The organism is Streptomyces tauricus (genome assembly GCF_014650955.1).
GTDB classification, from domain to species: Bacteria; Actinomycetota; Actinomycetes; order Streptomycetales; family Streptomycetaceae; genus Streptomyces; species Streptomyces tauricus.
On sequence record NZ_BMVY01000001.1, the window covers coordinates 776,331 to 796,617 of the forward strand.

Consider the following 20,287-nt stretch of genomic DNA (forward strand, 5'->3'; position numbering starts at 1 on the left):
CCGAGTTCCCGGCGGCCGGTGACTACTTCGCGGGCGGGGGCAGCTTTCCGCTGGTGACGCAGTGGTCGAGGTAGCGGAAGACGAGGTCCCGGTCGATGGGCGGGTAGGCGATGCCACTGCCGCGCAGCCCCGTCCTGACGTTGTCGGAGCGCACGCGGCCCAGCCGGAGGTCCGGTCCGGCCGACTCCGCGTCCTGGGAGTCGAAGAAGGCGAGCGTGGTCGCCACCGCAGAAGCAGAGACGCCCGAGACGCCCAAGGCATCCGAAGCGTCCGAGGCGGCCGAGGCGTGCGAGGCATTGGAGGAGTTGGAGGCTTTGGAGGCGTCCGAGGAGCGCGCCAGTTCGGTCCGCCATCGATCCGTCGTCATACGGCGCAGCGGGTAGCCGTACTCCCCCAGCCATGTGTAGAGGTCGTTCAGGCGCACCGGCGCGGTGGCCGCGTGCTGGAAGACGGTGACGTCCGGGGGCGGTTGTACGAGGCAGAGGTGGACGAGCGCCTTGGCCACCTGGTCGACCGGTGTCCAGGTCTCCTCCTCGAACAGGTCGGGGACGATGCCGGCGGGCACTCCGGCGCGCAGCACGCTCCACAGGAAGTCCCGCTCGTTCACGTAACCGGTGGTGGACGGGCCGACGACCCGGCCGAGCCGGTGCACGGTGACGGGCAGACCTCTCTCGGCGGCCTGTTCCAGCAGGCGCTCGGCCGCCCATTTCGACTGCTGGTAGCCGGAGCGGAGTCCGCAGTGGGGCGGGATGAAGGTTTCGGGTACCTCACGGCTGAGGGCGAGTGGCGGGGCGACCGAGAGGGTCGACACATGGTGCAGGGGGATCGAGTGTGCCGCCGCCAGGCGCAGGAGGTCCCTGGTCGACTCGGTGTTGGCGGCGCGGAGCGTGGCGTACTCGCGCAGGATGCTGACGGTCGCCGCGTTGTGGAAGATCGCTCGGCAGGTACGGCCCAGTTCCGCCAAGTCCCTTTCTTCGAGGCCCAGTCGGGGGCGGGAGAGATCCGCGGGGATCGCGGTGACGCGCCGCAGCGCCGGGCCGGGAAGGTGGATCCGGTGGGTCCTCAGGGCCTCCCGGATACGGGCGGCGGCCTCGGCGGCGCTCCGGGCCCGGACGGTACAGACGACCTCGGGGCCCTCATCCGTACGCACGCCCGTGCTCGTGCCCGTACTTGTACCGGTACTCGTGCTCGTGCTCGTGCTCGTGCCCGTGCCCGTGCTCGTGCTCGTGCTCGTCAGGAGTTCGGCCAGCAGGTGGACGCCGACGAAGCCCGTGGCACCGGTGAGGAGGATCCGGTCGGGGGTGCGTCCCGCCCGGGACCCGTCGCCGGGCCGGAGTCGGGACCGGGATTGGGGCTGGGGCCGGATGTCCGGGTCGAGGACGCTGTCCGCGAGCAGGGTGGCCGGCAGCCCGGCGGCGACGGACGGCCGCGGCGCCCGGGCCTGCCGTGCCAGGAATTCCGCCAGCCCGGCGGGGGTCGGGTGCTGGAAGAGCCAGGCGACCTTCACCTCCCGGTGGAGTTCGCTGCCGAGGCGGTTGGCGACCTGGATGGCCTGGAGGGACTGGGCGCCCAGGTCGAAGACGTCGTCCCGCCCGGAGAGGGCGGTGATGCCGAGCGCCCGCTGCCAGACGGTGGCGACGGTCCGCTCCAACGGGTCGGCGGACTCGGCCTCGTACGCGACCGGCGGGCCGTCGGACGTGCCCTTCAGCGCGCCGGGGCGGGACGCCTGCCGCACCAGCGCGTCCCTGTCGGTCTTTCCCGAGCCGGTACGAGGCAGGTGGTCCAGGAACTCGACAGCCGAGGGGATCATCGCGGCGGGGAGTGTCGCCCGGAGGTGGTCCCTGATCCGGGTCGCCGCCGGTGGCGGGCCGTCCGGGACGACGAACGCGATCAGGCGCCGTGTCCCGTCCTCCCGTACGTGTCCGACCACGGCGGTGTCGCGGACCCCCGGGTGGGTGAGGAGCGCGTTCTCCACCTCGGCGGGGTGCACCCGGTGACCGCTGATCTTGAACTCCGCGTCCGACCGGCCCAGATACCGCAGTTGACCGTCGTCGCCGACACGCACCAGGTCACCGGTGCGGTAGGCACGGGGCGCTCCGGGGAGCCGGTCGAGCGGGGCGAAGCGGGACGCGTCCGGCGGCCGGGCTCCCCGGTAGCCGCGAGCGAGGTTGTCGCCCAGGAGGTGGAGTTCACCGTCGACGACGGCGGCACGGGTGCCGGGGAGCGGCAGTCCGATGGGGACGTCTCCTTCGGCGCGGGAGGTGTCGTGCAGATCGGCGACGGTGGCGACGACGGTCGCCTCGGTCGGACCGTAGGTGTTCAGCAGCCGCACCGAGGTGCCGACCGCCCCGCGCCAGCGGTCGACCCGTTCGGGGAGGGCGGCCTCCCCGCCGATCACGACGGTACGTATCCCGGCGGGCAGGGCCGGGGCGTCGGCGGAGTCCGCCGAGAGCGCGTGGGCCAGTTCGTGCCAGTAGGCGGTGGGGAGATCGAGGAAGCTGATCCGCAGCCGTGCGCAGGCGGCCAGGAAGCCGGGGACCGAGTCGGTCATGTCGTCGTCGCGGACGACGAGCGTGGCGCCGCGGCACAGGGTGAGGAAGACCTCCTCGACGCTCGTGTCGAAGTGCAGGGGGGCGAACTGCAGGACGCGGTCCGTGCGGTGGAGGCCGTAGCGGTGGGTGGCGCCGGCGACGAAGTGCGCGAGGGCACGGTGGCCGATCTCCACGCCCTTGGGACGCCCGGTGGAGCCCGAGGTGTGGAGGACGTAGGCGAGGTCGTCCGGCGCGGGTGCCGGAGACCGCCGTGCGTCGGGCTCGTGGTGCGACTCCTCCCGTACCGGTCCGGTGGTCAGGACGAGTGCGGGGCGGACGTCGGCCAGCAGCGCCGCTCTGCGTGCCGAGGTCGCGGCCGGGTCGAGCGGGCAGTAGGCGGCTCCCGCCAGCAGGACACCGAGGACGGTGGTGACGGCCTCGATGCCGCGCGGCAGGACGACGGCCACGACATCGCCGCGGCCGATCCCCCGGACGGTCAGGCGGCGGGCCGTCTCCCGTGCGGAGTCGAGCAGTTGGCCATAGGTGACGGCTCGCCCGGCGTGCTCGACGGCGACGGATCCGCCGCGCAGGGTGGCGTGTTCGGCGATCAGGTCGAGGACCGGACGGGCGGGGCCGGGCAGCGGCCCGCCGTCCAGGACCTGGGGTTCCGCGGGGGCCCGTGTGCCACCGAGCGCACGGTAGGGAGTGGCGAGCGCCTTGTAGGGAGCGGCGAGCGCCCGGTCGAGCAGGAGGAGCAGTTCCTCGTGGAACGTGGCGGTCGCCGCCTCGTCGTAGAGGCCGGGGTTGGTGTCCACCGCGATGCGCGGTCCCCCGCCCTCGGCGCGGTCGTACACGTTGACGGAGAGATCGTCGACGGGCCCCGCGGAGACGTTGTGGACGGTGCTGGGGTGTCCGGCGAAACGCAGGTCGTACGCGAAAGGCATGATGTTGACGCCCGGCCCGGACAGTCGGCGCTGTCCGCCGACGAGTCCGAGGTCGCGCCGCAGTCGCTCGTAGCGGTAGCGCTGGTGCGGCAGGCCCGCGCGCAGTTCGGCGGAGATCCGCAGGGCCAGGTCGCGCACGCTGTCCGACGCGGAGACGGCGACGCGCAGGGGCAGGATGTTGCGGACCATGCAGGGCACGCGCAGGGCGACCGAGCCGAGCCGGCCCATCGTGGGCAGGCTGAGGACGATCTCCGGTGCGCCGGTCGCGCGGTGCAGTTGTGCCGCCGTCACGGCCAGCAGGATCTCCGACCAGGTGACCTTCAGGTCGCGGGCGACCGTACGCAGGGCCTTCGTGCGGGCCGCGCCGAGGTCGGCCGCCCGGCGGTGGAAGGTGCGTGCGGGCAGGGCCGTACGGCCGGCCGGGGTGGCCACCGGCGGACGGTCCGCGAACCGGTCCGTCCAGTAGGCGCGGTCCTCGGCGAGGCGGGGCGATCCCCGGTAGGCGCGTTCCTCGTCCCGTACGGAGGCCAGGGTGCCGAAGCCGCTGTCCCCCGTGGGCTCGCCGTTCGTCAGGGCGGTGTAGACGTGGGCGACGCGGCGGGCGACCAGCGACAGGCCGAAGCCGTCGAGGGCGATGTGGTGCACCCGGTGGTACCAGAGGTATTCCTCCGGTGCGACACGCAGCAGGGCGTGGCCGAAGAGCGGGCCGTGTACGAGGTCGACGGAGTGGGCCATGTCCGTGGCGATCCACGCCAGGGCGGACCCGTACGGGTCGGGACGGGCGGTGAGGTCGGCGGAGCGCAGCCGCCAGTCCCCGGCCGGTGTCTCCCTCTGCCGGGGCCGGCCGTCCGCGTTGGCCACGAAGGTGACGTTCAGCGCGGGGGTCTCCTCGACGACCTGGTGCAGAGCGGAGTCGAAGAGCGCCGGGTCCACCGGTCCGGTGATGTGCACGTACTCGGCCGTGTTGTACGCGGGGCTGTCCACGTCCAGTTGCTGGCCGGTCCAGATGCCTTCCTGTGCGGCGAGCAGCGCGGAGCGGTCCGCCGTGCCGTCGTCATGCGCCGGCACGGTCCGCTCCCTCCCGCCGTGCGGAGAGCAGGTGCCACCACTGGGCGAACGAGGTGCACTCGGCGAGTTCGACGAAGGTCACGTCCACGCCGGTCTCGCGCCAGCGTTCGATGAGGGTGACGATGCGCAGGGAGTCCAGCCCCGCGAGGAGGGGGCTCTCTTCGAGGTCGACCTCGTCGGGCCGCTGGTACAGGAACTCCGCCAGGTCCGCGCGGAATCCGTCCAGGGTGAGGGGGGCAGGCAGAGCGGGCATGCGGTCTCTCTCGTGGGTGCGTGGGTGCGTGGGTGCGTCGGGCTGGGCCGCGGTCAGTTGACCTTGCGGGAGGAGGCGCTCCAGAAGCGGTCGCGCAGTTCCCGGCGCAGGATCTTGCCGCTGGGGTTGCGCGGGACGCTGTCGATGAGTTCGTAGCGGGCGGGCAGCTTGAAGCCCGCCAGCCGCGGGACGAGGAAGGTGTGCAGGTCCCGGGGTGTGGGCCGGTGCTCGGGCGCGGGGACGACGAAGGCGTGTACGTACTCGCCCCAGCGTTCGTCCGGGGCGCCGACGACGACGGCCTCGGCGACGCCGGGGTGCCCTTCCAGGACGTTCTCGATCTCGGCGGGGTAGACGTTCTCGCCGGCGACGAGGATGGCGTCCTTGATGCGGTCCCGGATGACGACGTAGCCGTCCTCGTCGATGTATCCGGCGTCCCCGGTGTGGATCCAGCCGTCGACCAGGACCTCGGCGGTCTTCTCGGGCAGGCCCCAGTACTCGACCATGTGCGCGGGCGTGGCCAGGCAGACCTCTCCGACCGCGCCCGGCGGCAGTTCGCGCCCCTCGTCGTCGATCACTTTGCCGCGCACGCCCGGATAGGGCCGTCCCGCCGCCTGCATGAGGGGACTGCCGGGGACATGGGCGGCCGGTGGCAGGCACACCGCGGTGTTGCCGGTCTCGGTGAGGCCGTAGATCTGGGCGAACTCGCAGTCCATGACGGTGAGGCTCTCCTCCAGGAGTGCCTCGGAGATCGGGGAGCCGCCGTAGACGACCTTGCGCAGGGTGGTGAAGTCCCGTTCGCCGACGCCGGGTTCGCCGAGCATCATGCGGAGCATGGCGGGCACGACGCAGGCGGTGGTGATGCGGAGTTCCCTGATGAGGTCGACGGCCTCGCGGGCGGCGAAGGCGCGCATCGCGACCACGGTCGTACCCGCGTTGAAGTTCTGGGTGGCCCACCACAGGCCGCCGACGTGGAATCCCGGGATGCCGATCAGGGCGATGTCGCCGGTACGCCAGTCGATCCAGTCCAGCCCTTCGCTCGCCAGGGCGTCCCTGATCGCGAAGAAGCTGCGGTGGGCGAGGACGACACCCTTGGGCAGTCCGGTGGTGCCGCTGGTGTAGAGCTGGGCGACCGGCATGTCGGGGGTGACGTGCGGCGCCGCGGTCAGATCCGTGTCCGGGTGGGACGCCTTCCATGGGGTGAAGCCGTCGTCCAACGCGATGATCGTCTCGGGGGGTGAGCCTGGCATCCGCTCGACGGTCGGCCCGAACTCGGCCTCCAGGAACAGCAGTCGGGCGCCCGAGTCGTGCAGGATGTGGCCGACCTCGGGCGGGGCGAGCCGCCAGTTGACGGGCACGAGGACCGTCCCGCTCTTGGCGCACCCGAACAGGACCTCGTAGTAGTGCTCCGACTCCTTGCCGAGGTAGGCGACCCGGTCGCCCGGTCCGAGTCCGGCGGCCCGGAGGGCGTGGGCCACACGATTGCTCTCGCCGTGCAGCTGCCCGTACGTCAGTGTGCGGCCCTCGCAGAGCACGGCTGGGGTGGTGGGCCGGTGCTCGGCGTGGAAGCTCGTCGTCCGGACGAGCGTCCGGAGCTGTGGGTGGTGGAGTCTGTCCGTGGTCGTCACCGTCATGGCGCTCTCGTCTCGTGTCACTCGGTCAGGGGACATCCGCGTCCCGCGTCAGGGGACGTTGACGAACGCCAGGACCGCCTTGCCGTCGCACCGGCCCGCCGCGGCGTCCCGGTAGCGGTAGACGGTCTCCGCGTGCAGGAACGGGGAGCCGTCGGCCTGGGCGCGGCGGGTGACGGACCGGAATTCCATCTCCCCGGAGAAGGAACGGGGATCGACGGGCCGCCGGAAATTCGCGGCGAACCGGGCGATGAGAATGTCGGGGAGCTGGTGCTTCCAGAAATCGTCCAGCGTCCAGGACTCGAACCCCGTCAACAGCCTCTCTTCTACGGACTTGGCGACGAGGTAATACATCATCTGGTTGTAGCAGATGTTCACCTCGACCGAATTCAGGTGCCCGGTGTCGTCGATGTAGCACGACTCGGGGATGGCGAACTCGCAGCGGGCGGACGCCTGTCCGGCGCCCTCGGACACGACGACGGCCGAACGAAGGTATTTGCAGTGGTCCTTGTAGGGCGTCAGCACCCGCGCCAACAGGTGCTCGTCCGTGGGGTACTCGGTCGCGACGAGGGTGGTCATGCCGCCTCGATTCCGTCGTGGAGCCTGCGTTCGTCGTGCACGGTGACGCGGAAGGAGACGGTCGGCTCGGGAGTGGCCGTGTGCCGGGCGCGGTGGATGAGGCTGCGGTTGTCCCAGACCAGCAAGTCGCCCTGCTCGAAACCCTGCAGATGGATGTTGTCGTGCTCGAAGGTCTCGTCGAGCTGGCCGGTGGCTTCGAAAAGGCGCGTGAGCAATTCCTCGCCGAGCGGCTCCCCGGTCCGGTCCTCGATACCGACGGTGAATCCCTCACTGAGATAGAGAACGGTCTCGCCGGTCATGGGGTGGGTGAACGTGGTCGGCTGTGTGACGGCCGGGGTCTTCCGCTCGACCTCCTCGATGATCTCGGAGAGCGGCCGGTAGACGTCATGGGGACGGATTTTGAAGTACTTGCGCACGGAGTGCCGGCAGTACGTTCCGTCGATCTCCTTCTTGAGCGCCTCGGGCAGTCCTTCGTACGCCCGGCCCATGTCGATGAAGTACGTGCCCCGGTTCCGCGCCGGAATCACCCGGGGGTATATCAGGGTGAGACCGAAGGGGTCCGGCATGAACTGGTAGTCGGCGTGCCAGAACTTGCCGGTCCTCGGTACGCCGATCTGCTGTCCGTTCTCCGGGACATTGGAGGAGACGAATATCTCCGTGACCTCCGGGTGGTGGTACATGGGCTCGTAGTAGGTCTCGGGACGGCCCAGTCGCCTGCCGAGCGCGAGGAACTCCTGTGGAGACAGGTGCTGTCCCTTCAGGACTGCGATCTTCTTCGTGTAGACGGTGTTCTTGAGGGCGTCGATGTCGGCGTCGGAGGCGTCGAGGTGGTCGAATCCCCCGACGCTCACGCCGATCGCGTCACCGGGCTGGTCTTCGATCTGCATGGGGTGCTGCCTTTCCTGTGTGGGGACGACCGGTTGGCAGTAGCTCGTTGTCCCGGCCGGTTACTGATGGGCACTGCTCAGGGCGTGGTGCGTCCCGTCGACCGGTGGCGGGCGAACAGTGCGAGCGCGCCGCAGCCGATGCCTCCCGCCGTGGCGAGGACGGCGGTACGGATGCCGTCGACGAGGGCGGGGCCTGAGGCGTTCTGCCCGACGCCGCCGGCCACCGCGACCAGTACGGCGAGGCCCACGGCACCACCGACCTGCAAGGCGGTCGACGCCATCCCGGAGGCGACGCCCTGGTCACCGGGGGCGACCCCGGCGGACGCGGCGATCCACATCCCCGTCCAGGCGGCTCCCTGGCCGAGGCCCAGCAGGACGATCCCCGGCAGCAGCTCGGGATACGAGCCGTCCGAGGTCAGCGCCAGAGCCAGTGCCGCGGCTCCGGTGGCGCCCAGTACCATCCCGCCGACCAGCATCCGGCGGACGCCGAGGACGGACACGGCCCGCTCGCCGGCCTGGGTGCCGACGGCGACCACGAGGGCGGGCACCAGGAACGCGAGCCCGGTCGCGGCCGCGCCGTATCCCTGGACCGTCCGGAAGTACAGGGTCAGGAAGTACGGGACCGAACTGAAGGTGGCACCGAACAGGGCGGCGGTCCCCAGGGCGGTGAGCAGACCTCGGTGGCCGAGCAGCCTCGCCGGCAGGAGCGGGTCACGGGACCGGCGCTCCACCACGCCGAAGAGCGCCAGCAGTCCGAGGGAGAGCACGGCACTCACGAGGACCGTGGGAGTCGCCCAGCCCTCGGCGGGTGCCCGCACCAGCACGAACACCAGGAGGGTGACACCGCCCGTCGCGGTCAGCGCACCCGCCGCGTCGAAGCTCCGCGAGCGGTCCCGCGGTCCGTCGGCCGGGAAGAGCAGCCGTCCGGCCACCGCGAGCGCTCCCGCCACCGGCACGTTGACGAAGAACACCGACGGCCAGCCGAACGCCTCCACCAGCACCCCGCCCAGCAGGGATCCGAAGCACAGCCCGCCCGCTCCCGCGGCGCCCCAGACCGCCAGGGCACGGTTCCGGTCGCGCCCCTCCTCGTACAGGGTGCCGATCAGGGACAGCGTCGCCGGGAACAGCAGGGATCCCCCGATGCCCTGGACCGCCCGGACGGCGACCAGTACGCCGGGTGACTGCGCCAGGCCGCCCACCAGGGACGAGCCCGCGTAGAGCAGCGCCGCGACGACGAACATCCGGCGCCTGCCGAGCAGGTCGGCGGCCCGGCCGCCCAGCAGCAGGCAACCTCCCGTGGCCACGACGTAGGCGCTCACCACCCACTGCAGGTCGTGGTCGGAGAACCCCAGCCCGGCGCCGATGTCGGGCAGGGCCACGTACACGATGTTGTAGTCGAGCGAGATGACGATCTGCCCCAGCGCCAGCACCGCCAGCGGAAGCCCGAGCGGATGGCGCATCACTCGGCCCGCATGAGCCGACGGACCTCGTGCACGACGGTCTCCAGCGCCCGGCGTTCCGGAACGGTGGTTTCTGGATGCCAGAGGTCGACGAGCAGACAGGTCCGCGGTGCGGAGCCTTCGTTGCGTGCCTCGTGCTCGAAGGAGTAGTCGAAGAGCAGGCACTTTCCCTCCTCCCACGAACGCGTCTCTCCCGCGACCGTGACGCTGCACCCGTCGGGGATGTCCACCGCGAGATGCAGATTGATGCTGAAGTTCCACAGATCGCAATGGGGTTCGATGACGGCGCCGGGCAACAGTGTGGAGAAATGGCATTCCAGGAGGGGGCACAGGATGCCCGTATCGACGGCGAATTCCTTCAGCACCCGATGAGCGGTGGGGACGACAGCGGCCGACTCCTCGACCGGGCCGCCTCCGCGGAAAAGGTAGAGCGCCTGCCAGTCCTGCTGGCGTGTCAGATAGTGCTCGTAGTCCGAGAACACCGCACGCCGGTCGGCCCACGCGGAACCGAACTCCTTCTTGACCGCCCGATGATCGGCCTCCAATGCACGGACCAGGGGAGCCAGTTCCGCGTACGCATAGGGATCGTGCCAGGGGGTGGGAGAGATTCCCGGCAGGATCCACTTGGCCGCCTTCTGCAGTGGATGCCTTTCCTTTCCGCCCGACTCCAGCATCCGCTCGACCCGGTCGATCGAACCCTTTCCGAACTCGGCTCTGATCGCGGCGAAGGCGCTCTCTGTTTCCGGTGTCACACGGTTCTCCATGTCCCGCGTCCCGTCCCGCCGACGACCTCGTACGGTGGCCGGCGTTCCGGGTCTGCGCTTTCACCTCAGTAGTCGGCCACCGATGCGCGAGAGTTCCCGCGAATAAGCGGGAGTTCTCATCCGGTCACGGTGGCCGGGAGACGGGATTCCTCGGCCTGGGCGAGAAGTTCGACGAGGGTCGCGCGGGCCCTTGCCACCCGTGAACGGATCGTCCCGACGGCGCAGCCGCTGAATTCGGCGGCCTCCTCGTAGGCCAGCCCGGCCAGTTGGGTGAGGACGAACGCCTGGCGGCGCTCGGGCGCCAGCGCGTCCAGCAGGTCGAGCAGCGCCACGCCTTCCTCGAAGCCGGGCAGCCCGCTCGGCCGTGCCCGGTCGGCGCATATCGTCCAGTCGTCCGTGTCGGCCAGCCGCGGCCGTGCGGCTGCGTACCGGAAGCTGTCGACGACCGTGCGCCGGGCGATGGACAGCAGCCAGGTACGCGCCGACGAGCGCCCCTCGAACCGGTGCAGGCTGCCCAGCGCCCGCAGGAACGTGTCCTGGGCCAGATCGTCGGCGACCTGGTGGTCGGCGCCGACGTGGGTGATGTAGCGGACGACGTCGGGACGCAGGGCGCGTACGAACCGGTCGACCGCATAAGGGTCGCCGCCTCTCGCGGCCAGCGCCCAGGCGGTCGCCGACTCGTCGCGCGCGTCCGAGGTGCTGGGGTCCGTCAACACCCCTTTCTCTGCAGCCACTTGATGCTCCGAAGCGGCGTGCTTCGAAGGCGGAGCGGGTTGAACTGGAGTGGTCACCTTGAGGTCCTTCTCGGGTTGTCCGGGGTCCCGCACAGCGACACGCCGACATGCGGCGTGACGCGTCCCTGACCTGCCGGGCGACGCGACGGGCGCCGTACCGAGCGACGTGCCGGGCGCCATACCGGGCGCCGTACCGGGCACGTTGGTGCACCCGTGCGGTGGCGTCCCGGGACGGGTGAAAGGGGTGCGGGGGTGGGTGAGGTGGCTCGGGGCAGCCGGCTGTCTCAGCCGACGGCGGTTCCGGCCGGTGGCCCCCGGGAGAGGACCGGGTCGGCGAGGGGTGCCCCCGGCACCCGTTCCGCCCGCTCGCGTACCGGCGTGCGAACCGGCTGGTACGCCGGAACGGGCGCGACCACGGTCGGCAGTCGCAGTGGGGCGGCCAGCCAACCCGCGACGGTCCGCAGCAGACGGAACGCGGCCCGCTCGCCGTGAGCCAGCCACAGGCCGCTCAGCAGGGCCGCCGTCACGTGAGCGGCGAGCATGCCGAACGACGAGATGCCGCCCATGTCGTGCGCCACGGCCTGCTGGCCGAGGTGCGCCGCGTGCCCCATGTGCGCCGCATGCCCCGTGTACGCGGAGTCGGCCATGTGCGCTGAATGGGTCATATGCGCCGAGTGCGCCATGTCGAGATGACCCACCAAACCACCCGTGCCGGAACCCCCAGACATCGACCGGGACCCCGACCGGGGCCCCGACTGGGCCCACGAGAAGACCGAGTGGAGAGCGCCCTGGGCGAGGACGGTCGCGGACACCACCAGGAGGAGCCCGCGTTCGCGGCCTGCCAGGGACCAGCCGAGGCCGCAGGTGCCGGCGAACCCGGCGGCCATCGTCCACCAGGGCACGGCGGAACCGGACATCAGCACATGCCCGAGCGCGGCGAGCAGCACGCAGACGGCCGCGAACACCGCGGCCCGGACCGTGCGGGCACCCCACCCGGCCGTCATGACGGCCTCATCCGGCGGTCACGTCCCTCCCGCGCCCGGCCGGTCCACGACCGCGTCGCTCCGCACCGCCCCGCTGCGCTCGAAGTGCAGGGTGAACGTCACGAGGTCGCCGACCTGCCAGTCCGCGTTCGCCGGCACGATCACGTCGAGGCCGTTCGGGGACATGTCGATGCTGCCGCCCGCCGGTATCGGAACCGAGGTCACCGTCCGCGCGGAGGCCGAGCGGGCGCCGGTCATGCGATGGCGGCTGAGGCTGGTGGCCCCGTCGGCCTCGGTGGACGTCACCTTGAGCAGCCGGTCCGCGGAGCCTCCGGTGTTGGTGATCCGGAAGAAGGCCGCCGTGTCCGGGGTGTCACCGGTGGGCAGGAACAGGCGTCCGCCGGTGACCGCGATCCGGGCCGGGCTGCCCGCGTTGCCGAGGACGGTCCACATGCTCAGACCACCGAGAGCGAGGACGGACACGGCGACGGGCGCGAGCGCGGCGAGCAGGGTGTCGGTGAGCCGGCGGCGCGTCGGCCGCCAGAGGGAGGACTGGTCGGTCATCGCGTACGCCTCCGGGCCGCGGGTGAGGGCTGCCAGGCGCGCAGGCGCAGGCTGTTGGCGACGACCAGCACCGAACTGGCCGACATGGCCGCCGCGGCGAGCATCGGGTTGAGCAGGCCGACCATGGCGAGCGGCACGGTGACGCCGTTGTAGCCGAAGGCCCACACGAGGTTGGCGCGGATCGTGCCCAGCGTGCGCCGGGCGAGCAGGATCGCGTCCGCGAGGGCTTCGATGTCACCGCGCACCAAGGTGACGTCGGCGGCCCCGATGGCCACGTCGGTGCCGCCGCCCATGGCGATGCCCAGGTCGGCAGCGGCCAGCGCGGCGGCGTCGTTGACCCCGTCGCCGACGACCGCGACCCGGTACCCCTTCTCCTGAAGGTCCCGTACGAGGTCGGCCTTGTCCTCGGGTCTGCGGCGGGCGTGCACCTCGTCGATCCGCAGGGCGGACGCGACGGCCCTGGCGGGCGCCTCCCGGTCGCCGGTCGCGAGCACGGGGCGCGCTCCGAGGTGGCGCAGCCGCTCGACGGCCCGATAGCTCCCGGGCCGTACGACGTCCCCGATCGCGATCAGGGCTTCGACCGTGCCGTCGACCCGGACCACGACGGGCGTGTGGGCGGCGGCCTCGGCCGCCGACAGGGCGTCCGCGAGCGCGTCGGGCATCCGCGTCTCGTCGTCCGGGGCGAGTACTTCCACGAGCCGCCCCTCGACCCGGCCGCGCACTCCCCGCCCCGGCAGAGCACGGAACTCACTCACCCCAGGCAGCCGAGGCACCCCGGACACCGCAGACATCGCAGGGGTCCCAGGCACCGCAGCCGCCTCTTCCGGAGCTCCCGGCAGTTGTCGGCCCGCGGCCGGCTCCCGCCGCGCGTACGCGGTGACAGCGCGGCCGAGCGGATGTTCCGAGCCCTGCTCCACGGCCCCCGCCAGCCGCAGCACCGCGTCCCTGCCGAGCCCGTCCGGCACTGCGGTGACCGCGGTGACGCTCATGTGGCCGGAGGTGAGCGTGCCGGTCTTGTCCAGGACGACGGCGTCGACGTGCCGCAGCCCTTCCAAGGCCTGCGGGCCGGTGACCAGGACGCCGAGCTGGGCGCCCCGCCCGGTCGCGGCCATCACCGCGGTCGGGGTCGCGAGGCCCAGCGCGCAGGGGCAGGCCACGACCAGGACGGCCACGCACGCGGTGACGGCCGCCTGCGCGTCGGCACCGGCGCCCAGCCAGAACCCCAGGGTGGTCACGGCCAACGCCAGGACGACAGGCACGAACACACCGGCCACCGTGTCCGCGAGCCGCTGGGCGCGCGCCTTGCCGGTCTGCGCCTCGACGACCAGGCGGGTGATACGGGCGAGCTGCGTGTCCGCGCCGACCGCCGTGGCCCGTACGAGGAGGAGCCCGCCGGAGTTGACGGCCCCGCCGACCACGGCCGAGCCCGGCCCGACCTCGATCGGCTCGGTCTCACCGGTGACCAGGGACAGATCCACCGCGGAACTGCCCGCCGTCACCTCCCCGTCGGTGGCGACCCGCTCCCCCGGCCGCACCACGAAGACCTGACCGGCCCGCAACTCCTCGATGGGGACGAGCCGTTCGGTGCCGTCCACGCGGACCGCCACCTCCTTGGCGGCGAGTCCGGCCAGCGATCTCAGCGCCGCCCCGGTCCCGCGCCGGGCCCTGGCCTCCAGGAAGCGGCCCGCCAGTACGAACAGCGGTACGCCTACCGCAGCTTCGAGGTAGATGTGCGCGACACCGTCCGAGACGGAGGGCACGAGCGTGAACGGCATCCGCATCCCGGGGTCACCGGCGCCGCCGAGGAAGAGCGCGTACGCCGACCAGGAGAAGGAGGCCAGTACGCCCAGCGACACGAGGGTGTCCATCGTCGCCGCGGAGTGCCGCAGACCTCGTACCGCGCGGGTGTGGAAGGGCCAGGAGCCCCACACGGCGACGGGCGCGGTGAGGGCGAAGCACAGCCACTGCCAGTCACGGAACTGGAGCGCGGGCACCATCGACAGGACGAGTACGGGCAGTGCGAGCAGGGCCGTGACGATCAGCCGGTCCCGTGCGGACCTGGCAGCCTCGGACTCGGACTCGGACTCGGACTCGGACCTGGATGCGGATGCGGACTCTCCGTCGGCCGGGGGCCTCCGCTTCTCGCTCCTGGGTGGTTCGGGTATGGCGGCGGTGTATCCGGCCTTCTCCACGGTCGCGATGAGTTCGCCGGGGCCGATGCCCGCCGGATGGGTCACGCGGGCCGTGCCGGTGGCCAGATTGACGGTCGCCGTGACCCCCTCCAGCCTGCGCAGCTTCTTCTCCACCCGGTTCACACAGGCCGCACAGGTCATTCCGCCGACGGTCAGATCGGTGGTGACCAGGGTGGTCACTGGTTCCGCGCCCATCAGCGGCCTCCCTCATGCGTGCCGCCCATGCCACCCATGTCTCCGCTGTCCCCGCCGTCTCCCGTGTCGTCAGCCCCTCCGGTGCCGGTGCCGGTGCCGCTCGTACCGGCCGGCCCGTGCATTCCGGGTGCGACCGGTCCGGCGGAGACTCCAGCGACGTAGGAGGCCGTGAAGAGAAGTGCCAGCAGCAGGAGGAAGCCACAGAGGGCGGGCGGGGGTGCCGCCCTCCTCGGACGCTCGGCCGCACCGCTCACGGGGGATTGCCGGGGCTCGTCCATCAACCGCGTCTCCAGGTCACGTCGTACGGCGTCGCCGGGCTCGCGCCGAACCGCCTCAGTAGTCGGGCCGGCCACGAGCGGGGTTCCTCGGCACGTCTGTGGCCCGCGTCACACGAGTGGCGGCTGTTCGGGTGTGCCTCCCGGAGGTGCGCGTGACCGGTGAGGCGGAGGTCACCGAGGCCGCGAGGGCAAGGTCACAGCTCTCGCCTCTGCTGCGACTCGAGGAATCTGCCCTAGCATCCGAGCATGACGGTCCTGCCCAACGACGGGCTCTCGCTGGCCGCCGAGTTTCCTTCCGCGACACATGAACAGTGGCGACGCCTCGTGGCGGGCGTACTGAACAAGTCGGGCAAGGAGGTCTCGGACGAGACGGCGGAGGCAGCCCTGTCCACCGCGCTGGAGGACGGGCTCGCCACCCGGCCTCTGTACACGGCGCACGACGAGGCCCCTGATCCCGGTTTCCCCGGCTTCGCGCCCTTCGTACGAGGGGGCAGGCCCGACGGGAACACCGTCGGCGGCTGGGGTGTACGCCAGCGGCACACGACGGCCGACGGTGCCGCGGTCCTCGCGGACCTGGAGAACGGCGTCAGCTCGCTCTGGTTGGTCGTCGGCGAGGGCGGTTTCCCCGTGTCGTCGCTCGCCCAGGCACTCGAAGGCGTCCTCCTCGACCTGGCGCCCGTCGTCCTCGACGCCGGACGTGACACCGAGCCGGCCGCGCGCGAGCTGCTGCGGCTGTACGAGGAGCGGGGCGTCGCCGAGGACGCGGTACGCGGCAGCCTGGGCGCGGACCCGCTGGGCCACGAGGCGCGCAGTGGCGAGGCGTTGGACTTCGCCCCGGTCGCAGCTCTCGCGCGGCGGTGCGCCGAGGAGTACCCGGGGCTGCGCGCCCTGACCGTGGACGCGCTGCCGTACCACGAGGCGGGCGGCTCGGCCGCGCAGGAACTGGGAGCTTCCCTGGCGACCGGCGTCGCCTACCTGCGGGAGCTGACCGAGGCGGGACTCACCGCCGAACAGGCCTGCGGACAGCTGGAGTTCCGGTACGCGGCCACCGCCGACCAGTTCCTCACCATCGCCAAGCTGCGCGCCGCGCGCCGGCTGTGGGCGCGGGTCGCCGAGGTGTGCGGGGCGCCGCGGGCGGGTGCGCAGGTGCAGCACGCCGTGACCTCGCCGGTGATGATGTCGCGCCGCGATCCGTGGGTGAACATGCTGCGCACGACCATCGCCACGCTGGCCGCCGGGGTCGGCGGCGCCGACGCCGTGACCGTGCTCCCCTTCGACCATGCCCTCGGGCTGCCGGACGCGTTCGCCCGCCGGATCGCCCGCAACACCTCGACGATCCTGGTCGAGGAGTCACATCTGGCCCGGGTGATCGACCCGGCGGGCGGCTCCTGGTACGTGGAGCGACTGACCGACGAACTCGCCCACGCGGGCTGGGAGTTCTTCCAGCGGATCGAAGGGCTCGGCGGTCAGGCGGCCGCCCTGCGCTCGGGCCGTCTCGGCGAGGACCTGGCCAGGACCTGGGAGGCGCGCAGCGCGAAGCTCGCCACGCGCCGCGAGCCCATCACCGGCGTCAGCGAGTTCCCGAACCTCACCGAGCGCGTCCCGGAGCGCGCGCCCGTGGCCGAGCCGCCGTCCGGCGGACTCCCGAGGGTGCGCCGCGACGAGGCGTTCGAGGTGCTGCGGGCCCGGTCCGACGCGCATCTCGCCGCCACCGGCACCCGGCCGCGCGTCTACCTGGCCTCCATCGGCCCGGCCGCCGCGCACACCGCACGGACCTCCTTCGTCTCGAACCTCTTCCGGGCCGGCGGCATCGAGCCCGTCACGGAGGGCTCCTTCGAGGACAGCGGAGCCACCGAGGTGTGTCTGTGCTCCAGCGACGCTCTGTACGAGGAGCAGGCCGCCAGCACGGCCCGGGCGCTGCGGGCCGCGGGTGCCCGGCAGGTGTTCCTCGCCGGCCGTCCCGGGAAGTACCCGGATGTCGACGCGTACGTCTTCGCGGGCTGCGACGCCGTCGCCGTGCTCTCCGCCACCCTCGACCGCATGGGAGTGTCCTGATGGGAATCCCCGACTTCTCCGGGATCCAGCTGGGGACCCCGGCCGCCGCGGGCGGCCCCGACGACTGGCGCACGGCCGTCAAGCACGCCACCGGCGACGACGAGGTCTTCTGGGAGACCCCGGAGGGCATCGCGGTCAAGCCGCTGTACACCGGCCATGACCTGGAGGGCCTCGACTTCCTGGAGACCTACCCGGGCGTCGCGCCGTACCTGCGTGGCCCGTACCCCACGATGTACGTCAACCAGCCCTGGACGATCCGCCAGTACGCGGGGTTCTCGACGGCCGAGGAGTCCAACGCCTTCTACCGCCGCAACCTCGCCGCCGGGCAGAAGGGTCTCTCGGTCGCCTTCGACCTGCCGACCCACCGCGGCTACGACAGCGACCACCCGCGGGTGACGGGTGACGTCGGCATGGCGGGCGTGGCCATCGACTCCATCCTCGACATGCGTCAGCTGTTCGACGGGATCCCGCTCGACAAGATGTCCGTGTCGATGACGATGAACGGCGCGGTGCTGCCGGTCCTCGCGCTGTACATCGTGGCGGCGGAGGAGCAGGGCGTACCGCCGGAGAAGCTGGCCGGGACCATCCAGAACGACATCCTCAAGGAGTTCATGGTCCGCAACACCTACATCTATCCGCCGAAGCCGTCGATGCGGATCATCTCCGACATCTTCGCGTACACCTCGCAGCGGATGCCCCGCTACAACTCCATCTCCATCTCCGGCTACCACATCCAGGAAGCCGGGGCGACGGCCGACCTGGAGCTGGCGTACACCCTCGCGGACGGTGTCGAGTACATCCGGGCGGGCCGTGAAGTGGGCCTGGACGTGGACGCGTTCGCGCCACGGCTCTCCTTCTTCTGGGCGATCGGCATGAACTTCTTCATGGAGGTCGCCAAGTTGCGGGCGGCGCGCCTGCTGTGGGCCAAGCTGGTACGGCAGTTCGACCCGAAGAACGCCAAGTCGCTCTCCCTGCGCACCCATTCGCAGACCTCCGGCTGGTCGCTGACCGCGCAGGACGTGTTCAACAACGTGACGCGTACGTGTGTGGAGGCGATGGCGGCGACGCAGGGCCACACCCAGTCGCTGCACACCAACGCCCTGGACGAGGCGCTCGCGCTGCCCACCGACTTCTCGGCGCGCATCGCCCGCAACACGCAGCTGCTGATCCAGCAGGAGTCGGGCACGACCCGGGTCATCGACCCGTGGGGCGGCAGCGCGTACGTCGAGAAGCTGACGTACGACCTCGCGCGGCGGGCCTGGCAGCACATCGAGGAGGTCGAGGCGGCGGGCGGTATGGCCAAGGCCATCGACGCGGGCATCCCCAAGCTGCGCATCGAGGAGGCCGCGGCCCGTACGCAGGCCCGGATCGACTCCGGCCGGCAGCCGGTGATCGGTGTCAACAAGTACCGCGTCGCAACCGACGAGCAGATCGACGTGCTCACGGTCGACAACTCCTCCGTGCGCGCCCAGCAGATCGAGAAGCTGCGGCGGCTGCGGGCCGAGCGCGACGCGGGGGCGTGCCAGGACGCGCTCGACGCCCTGACCCGGGCGGCCGGCGGCGAGGGCAACCTCCTGGAGCTGGCGGTGGACGCGGCCCGCGCCAAGGCGACCGTCGGGGAGATCTCGGACGCGCTGGAGAAGGTGTACGGGCGGCACGCGGGCCAGATCCGTACGATCGCCGGTGTGTACCGCAACGAAGCAGGGGAGTCCCCGGCCGTGGACCGCACCCGTACGCTCGTGGACTCCTTCGAGGAGGCCGAGGGCCGCCGCCCGCGCATCCTGGTCGCCAAGATGGGCCAGGACGGCCACGACCGCGGCCAGAAGGTGATCGCCACGGCCTTCGCCGACCTCGGCTTCGACGTCGATGTCGGCCCGCTGTTCCAGACGCCGGGTGAGGTGGCCCGTCAGGCGGTGGAGGCGGACGTGCACATCGTGGGCGTCTCGTCGCTCGCCGCCGGGCACCTCACGCTCGTACCGGCGCTGCGGGAGGAGCTGGCGGCGGAGGGCCGCGAGGACATCATGGTCGTCGTCGGCGGGGTGATCCCGCCGCAGGACGTGCCGACGCTGCTGGAGATGGGCGCGGCGGCCGTGTTCCCCCCCGGGACGGTGATCCCGGACGCTGCGTACGACCTCGTCCAGCGGCTCGCGACCGGTCTCGGGCACGACCTGTGATCGAACTCGACACCTATGTGAAGGGGGTGCTCGACGGGAAGCGGGCGCTGATCGCGCGCGCCATCACGCTCGTCGAGTCCACCCGGCCCCAGCACCGTTCGCTGGCGCAGGAGTTGCTCACCGAGCTGCTTCCGTACAGCGGGCGGGCCCGGCGGATCGGCGTCAGCGGTGTCCCGGGTGTCGGCAAGTCGACGTTCATCGACGCGTTCGGCACGATGCTGACCGGCCTCGGGCACCGGGTGGCGGTCCTGGCGGTGGACCCGTCGTCCAGCCGTACGGGCGGCTCGATCCTCGGCGACAAGACCCGGATGGAGCGCCTGGCCGTGGACCCGGCGGCGTTCATCCGCCCCTCCCCCACCGCGGGCACGCTCGGCGGGGTCGCCAAGGCGACCCGCGAGTCGATCGTCGTCATGGAGGCGGCGGGTTACGACGTGGTGCTGGTGGAGACGGTCGGCGTCGGCCAGTCGGAGACCGCGGTCGCGAACATGGTCGACTCCTTCCTGCTGCTGACGCTGGCCCGCACCGGCGACCAGCTCCAGGGCATCAAGAAGGGCGTCCTGGAACTGGCCGACGTGATCGCCGTCAACAAGGCGGACGGCCCGCACGAACGCGACGCCAAGGCCGCCGCCCGGGAACTGGCCGGCGCCCTGCGGCTGATGCACGGCAAGGACGCGGCCTGGACCCCGCCCGTACTGAGCTGCAGTGCCCGCGAGTCGGCCGGCCTGGACACCGTGTGGGAGCGGCTGGAGCAGCACCGCACACTCCTCGGCTCCAGCGGCCGGCTCGCCGCCAAGCGCCGGGACCAGCAGGTCGACTGGACCTGGACCATGGTCCGCGACGAGCTGCTGGGCCGTCTGCACGCCGATCCGGCCGTACGTGCCCTAGCGCCCGGACTGGAGGAGCAGGTGCGCAACGGCGAGCTGACGGCCACGCTCGCCGCCGAGCGGATCCTGCGCACGTTCAACGACGCGGGGGCGGGCGAGGGCTGACGGTCAGCG

15 protein-coding genes are annotated in these 20,287 nt (G+C 71.8%); 3 read left to right on the forward strand and 12 right to left on the reverse strand.

Translation table 11 applies throughout. The features are described from left to right. Window positions 1-22: 22 nt before the first annotated feature. From IE278_RS03295 to IE278_RS03350, 12 genes are all read right to left on the reverse strand, one after another. Complete coding sequence (locus IE278_RS03295) at window positions 23-4,543, reverse strand: non-ribosomal peptide synthetase (RefSeq protein ID WP_189768462.1); 4,521 nt, start codon at window positions 4,541-4,543, stop codon at window positions 23-25. Then, window positions 4,530-4,787, reverse strand: a complete 258-nt coding sequence (locus tag IE278_RS03300) for a phosphopantetheine-binding protein (RefSeq protein ID WP_189769065.1) — start codon at window positions 4,785-4,787, stop codon at window positions 4,530-4,532. Before IE278_RS03300 ends, IE278_RS03295 begins: the two co-directional genes overlap by 14 nt. Window positions 4,788-4,849: 62 nt before the next feature. Then, the gene (gene scoC / locus IE278_RS03305) at window positions 4,850-6,427 is read right to left on the reverse strand and encodes a fatty acid-ACP ligase ScoC (RefSeq protein ID WP_189769066.1); all 1,578 of its coding nucleotides are present in this window, start codon (window positions 6,425-6,427) and stop codon (window positions 4,850-4,852) included. A 48-nt stretch (window positions 6,428-6,475) separates the two neighbouring features. Continuing rightward, window positions 6,476-7,003, reverse strand: a complete 528-nt coding sequence (gene scoD, locus IE278_RS03310; protein WP_189768465.1) for a (2E)-enoyl-ACP glycyltransferase — start codon at window positions 7,001-7,003, stop codon at window positions 6,476-6,478. Then, on the reverse strand, window positions 7,000-7,890 hold the full coding sequence (gene scoE, locus IE278_RS03315) for a (3R)-3-[(carboxymethyl)amino]fatty acid oxygenase/decarboxylase (RefSeq protein WP_189768467.1): 891 nt from the start codon (window positions 7,888-7,890) through the stop codon (window positions 7,000-7,002). The genes scoD and scoE overlap by 4 nt, the downstream gene beginning before the upstream one ends. 77 nt (window positions 7,891-7,967) lie before the next feature. Further along, a complete protein-coding gene (locus IE278_RS03320) occupies window positions 7,968-9,350 on the reverse strand; it encodes an MFS transporter (RefSeq protein ID WP_189768469.1) in 1,383 nt (460 codons plus the stop codon). Further along, window positions 9,350-10,102, reverse strand: coding sequence for an aspartyl/asparaginyl beta-hydroxylase domain-containing protein (locus tag IE278_RS03325; RefSeq protein ID WP_189768471.1), 753 nt, complete (start codon window positions 10,100-10,102; stop codon window positions 9,350-9,352). Before IE278_RS03325 ends, IE278_RS03320 begins: the two co-directional genes overlap by 1 nt. 128 nt (window positions 10,103-10,230) lie before the next feature. Continuing rightward, window positions 10,231-10,827 carry a sigma-70 family RNA polymerase sigma factor gene (locus IE278_RS03330; RefSeq protein ID WP_246569796.1) on the reverse strand — a complete coding sequence of 199 codons (597 nt, stop codon included), beginning with the start codon at window positions 10,825-10,827 and terminating at the stop codon, window positions 10,231-10,233. A 305-nt stretch (window positions 10,828-11,132) separates the two neighbouring features. Further along, window positions 11,133-11,852 carry a hypothetical protein gene (locus IE278_RS03335; RefSeq protein ID WP_189768476.1) on the reverse strand — a complete coding sequence of 240 codons (720 nt, stop codon included), beginning with the start codon at window positions 11,850-11,852 and terminating at the stop codon, window positions 11,133-11,135. Window positions 11,853-11,870: 18 nt separating this feature from the next. Further along, window positions 11,871-12,395 carry a copper chaperone PCu(A)C gene (locus IE278_RS03340; RefSeq protein WP_189768478.1) on the reverse strand — a complete coding sequence of 175 codons (525 nt, stop codon included), beginning with the start codon at window positions 12,393-12,395 and terminating at the stop codon, window positions 11,871-11,873. Next, entirely contained in the window at window positions 12,392-14,782 is a 2,391-nt protein-coding gene (locus IE278_RS03345; protein WP_189768480.1) for a heavy metal translocating P-type ATPase, read from the reverse strand. Before IE278_RS03345 ends, IE278_RS03340 begins: the two co-directional genes overlap by 4 nt. Further along, window positions 14,782-15,135 (reverse strand): hypothetical protein, encoded by a 354-nt coding sequence (locus tag IE278_RS03350; protein WP_373311871.1) that lies wholly within the window; start codon window positions 15,133-15,135, stop codon window positions 14,782-14,784. The genes IE278_RS03345 and IE278_RS03350 overlap by 1 nt, the downstream gene beginning before the upstream one ends. 171 nt (window positions 15,136-15,306) lie before the next feature. Here IE278_RS03350 and IE278_RS03355 point away from each other — a divergent pair, with 171 nt between their 5' ends. Genes IE278_RS03355 through meaB form a run of 3 tightly spaced genes read left to right on the forward strand, consistent with a single transcriptional unit; the run spans window position 15,307 to window position 20,278 of the window. Beyond that, entirely contained in the window at window positions 15,307-17,115 is a 1,809-nt protein-coding gene (locus tag IE278_RS03355) for a methylmalonyl-CoA mutase family protein (RefSeq protein WP_189768482.1), read from the forward strand. Further along, window positions 17,115-19,289 (forward strand): methylmalonyl-CoA mutase, encoded by a 2,175-nt coding sequence (gene scpA / locus IE278_RS03360; RefSeq protein WP_189768484.1) that lies wholly within the window; start codon window positions 17,115-17,117, stop codon window positions 19,287-19,289. Before IE278_RS03355 ends, scpA begins: the two co-directional genes overlap by 1 nt. Then, a complete protein-coding gene (meaB, locus tag IE278_RS03365) occupies window positions 19,286-20,278 on the forward strand; it encodes a methylmalonyl Co-A mutase-associated GTPase MeaB (protein ID WP_189768485.1) in 993 nt (330 codons plus the stop codon). Before scpA ends, meaB begins: the two co-directional genes overlap by 4 nt. The last annotated feature ends 9 nt before the right edge of the window (window positions 20,279-20,287 follow it).

What these genes read in the sequence shown, in the direction of transcription:
- IE278_RS03320 (WP_189768469.1), bottom strand. Translation starts at nt 9,350, where the DNA reads ATGCGCCATCCGCTCGGGCTTCCGCTGGCGGTGCTGGCGCTGGGGCAG.
- IE278_RS03345 (WP_189768480.1), bottom strand. Translation starts at nt 14,782, where the DNA reads ATGGGCGCGGAACCAGTGACCACCCTGGTCACCACCGATCTGACCGTC.
- IE278_RS03335 (WP_189768476.1), bottom strand. Translation starts at nt 11,852, where the DNA reads ATGACGGCCGGGTGGGGTGCCCGCACGGTCCGGGCCGCGGTGTTCGCG.
- scoC (WP_189769066.1), bottom strand. Translation starts at nt 6,427, where the DNA reads ATGACGGTGACGACCACGGACAGACTCCACCACCCACAGCTCCGGACG.
- scoE (WP_189768467.1), bottom strand. Translation starts at nt 7,890, where the DNA reads ATGCAGATCGAAGACCAGCCCGGTGACGCGATCGGCGTGAGCGTCGGG.
- IE278_RS03355 (WP_189768482.1), top strand. Translation starts at nt 15,307, where the DNA reads ATGACGGTCCTGCCCAACGACGGGCTCTCGCTGGCCGCCGAGTTTCCT.
- scpA (WP_189768484.1), top strand. Translation starts at nt 17,115, where the DNA reads ATGGGAATCCCCGACTTCTCCGGGATCCAGCTGGGGACCCCGGCCGCC.
- scoD (WP_189768465.1), bottom strand. Translation starts at nt 7,003, where the DNA reads ATGACCACCCTCGTCGCGACCGAGTACCCCACGGACGAGCACCTGTTG.
- IE278_RS03340 (WP_189768478.1), bottom strand. Translation starts at nt 12,395, where the DNA reads ATGACCGACCAGTCCTCCCTCTGGCGGCCGACGCGCCGCCGGCTCACC.